The 5,914-nt window shown below is 73.2% G+C and carries 2 protein-coding genes and 1 pseudogene; 2 read left to right on the top strand and 1 reads right to left on the bottom strand.

Annotation, left to right across the window (positions count from 1 at the left end):
* Positions 1-5: 5 nt before the first annotated feature.
* Positions 6-2,780, top strand: a complete 2,775-nt coding sequence (locus C1I93_RS27480; protein ID WP_258378359.1) for a helix-turn-helix transcriptional regulator — start codon at positions 6-8, stop codon at positions 2,778-2,780.
* A 41-nt stretch (positions 2,781-2,821) separates the two neighbouring features.
* Here C1I93_RS27480 and C1I93_RS27475 read toward each other — a convergent pair.
* Positions 2,822-3,286: pseudogene (locus C1I93_RS27475) on the bottom strand (BON domain-containing protein); the annotation flags it as partial.
* A gap of 242 nt (positions 3,287-3,528) precedes the next feature.
* Between C1I93_RS27475 and C1I93_RS27470 the strand changes: the two are divergent.
* Positions 3,529-5,914: WD40/YVTN/BNR-like repeat-containing protein (locus C1I93_RS27470; RefSeq protein ID WP_111246180.1), on the top strand; the 2,386-nt coding region annotated here is incomplete at its 3' end.

The raw sequence follows: 5,914 nt of genomic DNA, 5'->3' as shown, positions 1-5,914 counted from the left end.
CGTCGGTGGGGGTGGGTCGGATGTCGGAGGACCGCAGCAGCAGCCGAATCGTGCCGGCCGGGCCACCCCTGCTGGCGTCCCGGCTGACGCCCGCCGCACCGCCCGAGCCGATCGTTAGGCGAACTCGGCTGGCCCGGCTGCTGGACGACGGGGTGGCCGCCCCGGTCACCCTGCTGCGTGCGCCGGCCGGCTGGGGCAAGACGACACTGCTCGCCTCGTGGCGTCGTGGCGTCGTCGAAGCCGCCCCGGACACTCCGGCGCCCGCCTGGGTGTCCGTGGAGGTCGGCGACGACAGCGACCGGCTCTGGACGTACGTCGCGGCGGCGCTGCGTACGGTCACCGATCCCGGCGGCGACCCCGCTGCCGCGCCGCCGGTGCCCGACCGGACGCCGCGACCGGACGAGTTGGAGGTGCTGGCGGCGGCCCTGGCTGCCCGGGAACGACCGGCCGTGCTGATCCTGGACGACCTGCACCGGATCACCGATCCGGCGGCCCTGGCCGGCCTGGAGTTTCTCATGCGCCACACCGAGCGACGGTTGCGCCTGGTGGCGGCCGGGCGGTCCGGGTTGCCGCTGGCGGTGCAGCGGCTGCGATTGGCCGGGGAGCTTGTCGAACTCGGTCCGGACGACCTGGCCTTCACCGCTGACGAGATCGCCGACCTGCTGACCGCGCACGGGGTGGTGGTGCCGGCGCGCGGGGTACGGCGGCTACGGCAACGTACCGAAGGGTGGGCGGCGGCGTTGCGGATCGCCGTGCTCGCGTTGCGGGAGCAGCCGGATCCGGAGCGCTGGGCCGCCGAACTCGGCGCGGACCAACCGGAGATCGCCGGCTACCTGCGCGAGGAGGTACTGGCCGGCCTGGAGCCGCCGGATCGTGAGCTGCTGCGCCGGTCGGCGGTGGCGGACGTGGTGTGCGCGGGACTCGCCGAGGCGCTCACCGGCGGCACCGACGCGCAGACCCGGCTGAGCGGTCTGGCGGAGAACGCGGGCCTGCTGCGTCACGACGGTGGCCGCCCGGCGTGGTACCGGTGCCCGCCGCTCCTGGCCGACCTGCTGCGCCGCGAGCTGGGCCGGCTACCGGCCGAGGAGCTGCGTGACCTGCACCTGCGGGCGGCGGGCTGGTACGACGGCAACGGCCGGCCGGTCGACGCGTTGCGGCACGCCTTCGCCGGTGCTGACTGGACGCGGGCCACTGACCTGTTCGTGAGCCGATGGCCGGAACTCGTGCCGTACGACCGGATCGTCCGCTCCGGCACGTCACCCCCGCTGCCTCCGGCCCAGGCGGTGGCGGACGACCCGGAACTCGCGCTGGCCGCCGCCGTGCAACGGGCACACGACGGCGACGCCGACACCGCCGGGGAACAGCTGCGCCTGGCCGGGTCGTACGCGCCTGCCCTGCCGCAACCACGCCGGGACCGCTTCGTTCGGCTGGTCGCCGTGGTCGAACTCGTGGTGGCCCGGCTGGCCGGTGACCCCGAGGCGGTACGCGCCGCCGCCGTCCGCCTGCTCGCCACCCGGCCCGCTGCACCGGCGGTCGCGGCTGCGGTCGCGCGCACCGACGATGACGCCGATGTGCGGGCGGTGGCCGGCACCGCGCTGGCCCTGCTGGCGCTGGACGCCGGCGACCTGAGTGCGGCGGCGGACGGGTTCGCCGCGGCGCTGGCGGCGGCGCGGGAAGCGGGACGGGTGCGGACCGAGCTGGTCTGTGCCAGTCGGTGGGCCCTGCTGGCGGCGGTACGCGGTGACCTGCGGGCGGCCGAGCAGACGGCCCGCGCGGCCCTGGCCCTGCCGCCCTGTCAGGTCTGGTCGACGCCGGTCGACTGCGGTTACGCCCAGTTGGCGCTGGCCGTGGTGGCGCTGCACCGGGACCAACCGGCGGAGGCGGTGGCGAACCTGGCGTTGGCCGAGGCCGCCACCGCCCCGGCCGCCACGCCGAACCCGGCCGCCACGCCGAACCCAGCCGCCGCAGAGCCAGCGGCCGGGGCGGTGGCGGCCTGGTGCCGCGCGTACCTGTGCCACGACGAGGGCGACCTGAGCACCGCCCACCGGATGCTGGTGGCGGCCCGTGCCCAGTGCCCGGAGCGCGACAGCGAACTGGCGGCGTGGCTGCTCGCCGCCGAGCTGGACATGCACAGCGCCCACCGCGACGCGCAGGCCGCCCGCGACCTGGTCGCGGCCCACCCGCCCGGACCGGGCCGGCCCGTTGTGCTGGCCGTCGCGGCGGCCCGGGTGGAGTGGCGGGCCGGCGACCCCCGCGCCGCCGCCCGTCTGCTGCCGGAGTGGGCGTCCGCGTCGGCGGCGGACTGGCCCCTGCCGGTACGCCTCGACGCCGCGTTGCTGGACGCGCTCTTCGCCGCGTACGACGGTGACGAACGTCGGGCCGGTCGTAGCCTCGAACGGGCGCTAGACCTGGCCGCCCCCGACGGTCACCGCCGGCCGTTCACCCGCGGCGAGCCGGGGTTGCGGGACCTGCTGACCGCCCGCCTCGACGCCGGTACGGCACACTGGTCGCTGGTCAGCGACCTGGTCCGGGCCGTCGAGGTGCCGGCCGAGCGGACCCCGGCCAACTCGTCGGTGGCGCCGCTGGGCGAGCCGCTGACCGAACGGGAGCTGATCATCCTGCGCTACCTGCAGAGCATCCTGTCCAACGTGGAGATCGCGGCGGAGTTGTCCGTCTCGGTGAACACGGTCAAGACCCACGTCCGCAACATCTACCGCAAGCTCGACGCCACCCGACGTCGCGACGCCGTCCACCGGGCCCGCGCCCTGCACCTCATCTGACTGGGCGCGGTTCAGGCCATCCGCTCGGTGCCGGCCGGCCACACCGCAGGCCGGACACTGATGCCGTTGCTCACCCCGCGTACCCCGGCCAACTGGCCGACCGCCTGCGCGGCGGCGCGGCGCTGATACTCCCACTCGACCTCGCCGCGCAGGGTCACCCAACCCCGCGAGACGCTGACGTCGAGCTGTTCGACAGGCACGAACGCCTGCCACTGCAACGCGTGGTCGACGGCCGCCGCGATCTCCGGGTCGGCCCGGTCCGCGTCGGTCACCCACCGCACGGCCACGTCGTTGGCGACCGCCCGGACCGGCGTGACCCGGTGCGCGGCCTGCTCCGCCGCCCACCTCTTGGCGTAGCTGTCCACCCGTCCGGTAAGGGTCACCACCGCCCGGCTGACGGCCACCTCGATCTCGTGCGGTCGGGTCCGGGGGTCGGTGTCGAGTTCGGCCTGAACCGCGGATCGGATCTGCTGGTCGGTGCGGTCGATCGTCGAGATGTCGGCCATCGTCTCGCTCCTTCCTCGCCGGCGACCACCATCCTGCCGCTGGCCCGGGTGAGGTCGGCTCACCCGGGCCGGACGAGGTCATGGGAGCGCTTCCAATGCGGCTGGGAACGGGCTATGGTAAGCCCATTCCTCGGTTGCGGGAGCCGTCGCACCGGTAGCGGAGTCAGGGCACACTCCGCCGGTCGTTCGCGTCGTCCGCGCAGCCCCAGGTCGGGGCGGCGGGTCTCCCGAGAGGAAACACAATGCGCAGAGCTCTCGTCAGCGCGGTGGTGTCCGTGCTGGCTGCCACGGCTGTGGTGGCGGCGCCGCTCACCGCCAACTCGGCACCCGCCACGTCGCTCGCCGCTGAGGCGTACACCTGGCGCAACGTCCGGATCGACGGCGGCGGCTTCGTCCCGGGCATCGTCTTCAACCCCACCGAGCGGAACCTGATCTACGCCCGGACCGACATCGGCGGCGCGTACCGGTGGCAGCAGAGCAGCCAGTCCTGGATCCCCCTGCTGGACTGGGTCGGCGCGGACCGGTGGGGCTGGAACGGCGTGCTCAGCCTGGCCACCGACCCGGTGCAGACCAACCGGGTGTACGCGGCCGTGGGGATGTACACCAACGACTGGGACCCGAACAACGGGGCGATCCTGCGCTCCGCCGACAAGGGCGAGACCTGGCAGGCGTTCGAGTTGCCGTTCAAGGTCGGCGGCAACATGCCCGGCCGGGGCATGGGGGAGCGGCTGGCCGTCGACCCGAACCGCAACAGCGTCGTCTACTACGCCGCCGAGGGCGGCAACGGGCTGTGGCGCAGCACCGACCACGGCGCGACCTGGGCGAAGGTGACGAACTTTCCCAACGTCGGCAACTACGTCGTGGACCCTTCGGACAGCACCGGCTACCAGAGCCAGAACCAGGGCCTGACCTGGGTGAGTTTCGACAAGTCCACGGGCACGGCGGGCAACACCACGCAGACCATCTACGTGGGCGTGGCGGACAAGCAGAACCCGGTCTACCGCAGCACCAACGGGGGCAGCACCTGGGAGCGCATCCCCGGTCAGCCCACCGGGTATCTCGCGCACAAGGGCGTGGTGGATCACGTCGGTGGTCACCTCTACATCGCCACCAGCGACACCGGCGGCCCGTACGACGGCGGCAAGGGTGACGTCTGGAAGTTCACCAGGTCCACCGGCACCTGGACGCGGATCAGTCCGATCCCGTCGAGCAGCTCCGACGCGTCCTTCGGCTACAGCGGCCTGACCATCGACCGGCAGCGGCCGAACACCCTGATGGTGGCCACCCAGATCTCCTGGTGGCCGGACGCGATCTTCTGGCGCAGCACCGACGGCGGCGCCACCTGGAGCCGGATCTGGGACTGGGGCAGCTACCCGGAGCGGGTCAAGAAATACCAGCTGGACATCAGTTCGGTGCCGTGGCTGACCTTCGGCGCCAACCCGCAGCCCCCGGAGGAGACGCCGAAGCTGGGCTGGATGAACGAGTCGGTCGAGATCGACCCGCACGACTCCAACCGGTTCATGTACGGCACCGGCGCGACCATCTACGGCAGCACCGACCTGACTCGGTGGGACAGCGGCGGCACGATCACCATCCGGCCCATGGTCAAGGGGCTGGAGGAGACCGCGGTGCTCGATCTGATCAGCCCGCCCTCGGGTGCCCCGCTGGTCAGCGCGCTCGGCGACATCGGCGGCTTCCGTCACACGGACCTCGACGCGGTACCGCCGAAGTTGTTCACCCAGCCCGTCTTCACCAGCACCACCAGCCTCGACTACGCCGAGGCCAACCCGTCGGTGATGGTCCGGGCCGGCAACTTCACCGACGCCGACCGACCCAACGACAGCCACGTCGCCTTCTCCACCGACGGCGGAGCGAACTGGTTCCAGGGCACCGAACCCGGCGGGATCAACAACGGCGGTACGGTCGCCGCCGCTGCCGACGGCAGCCGCTTCGTCTGGGCACCGGGCGACGCCGGCCAGCAGGTGGTGCGCTCGGTCGGCTTCGGCAACTCGTGGACCGCGTCGACAGGCATCCCGGCCAACGCGATCGTCGAGTCCGACCGGGTCAACCCGAACCGGTTCTACGGCTTCAGCGGCGGCCGGTTCTACCGCAGCACCGATGGCGGGGCCAGCTTCACCGCGTCCGCCGCGACCGGCCTGCCCAGCACCGGGGAGGTGCGGTTCAAGGCGCTGCCCGGCCGGGAGGGGGAGATCTGGCTGGCCGGCGAGGGCGGGCTGTGGCGCTCCACCGACGCCGGCACCACCTTCACCAGGTCGGCAGGCGTCAGCACTGCCGGCAACATCGGCTTCGGTCGGGCCGCGCCGGGGCAGACGTACCCGGCGCTCTTCCTGTACGGCACGGTGGGTGGCCAACATGGGGTTCACCGGTCGGACGACGTCGGCGCGAGCTGGGTCCGCATCAACGACGACCAGCATCAGTACGGCAACGCCGGTGACGCGCTCACCGGTGACCCGAGGGTCTACGGCCGGGTCTACCTCGGCACCAACGGCCGGGGCATCCTGGTGGCGGACCGGGTCGGCGGCACCCCGTCACCCACGCCGACCTCCTCACCCACCGGCCCGTCGCCAAGCCCTACGGCGCCGTCCCCATCCCCGAGCCCTACCGCGC

This window comes from Micromonospora endophytica, from assembly GCF_003236305.1.
In the GTDB taxonomy this organism is placed as follows: domain Bacteria; phylum Actinomycetota; class Actinomycetes; order Mycobacteriales; family Micromonosporaceae; genus Micromonospora; species Micromonospora endophytica.
The sequence above is the reverse complement of the archived record's forward strand: the minus strand, read 5'-3'. Positions and strand labels throughout refer to the sequence as shown.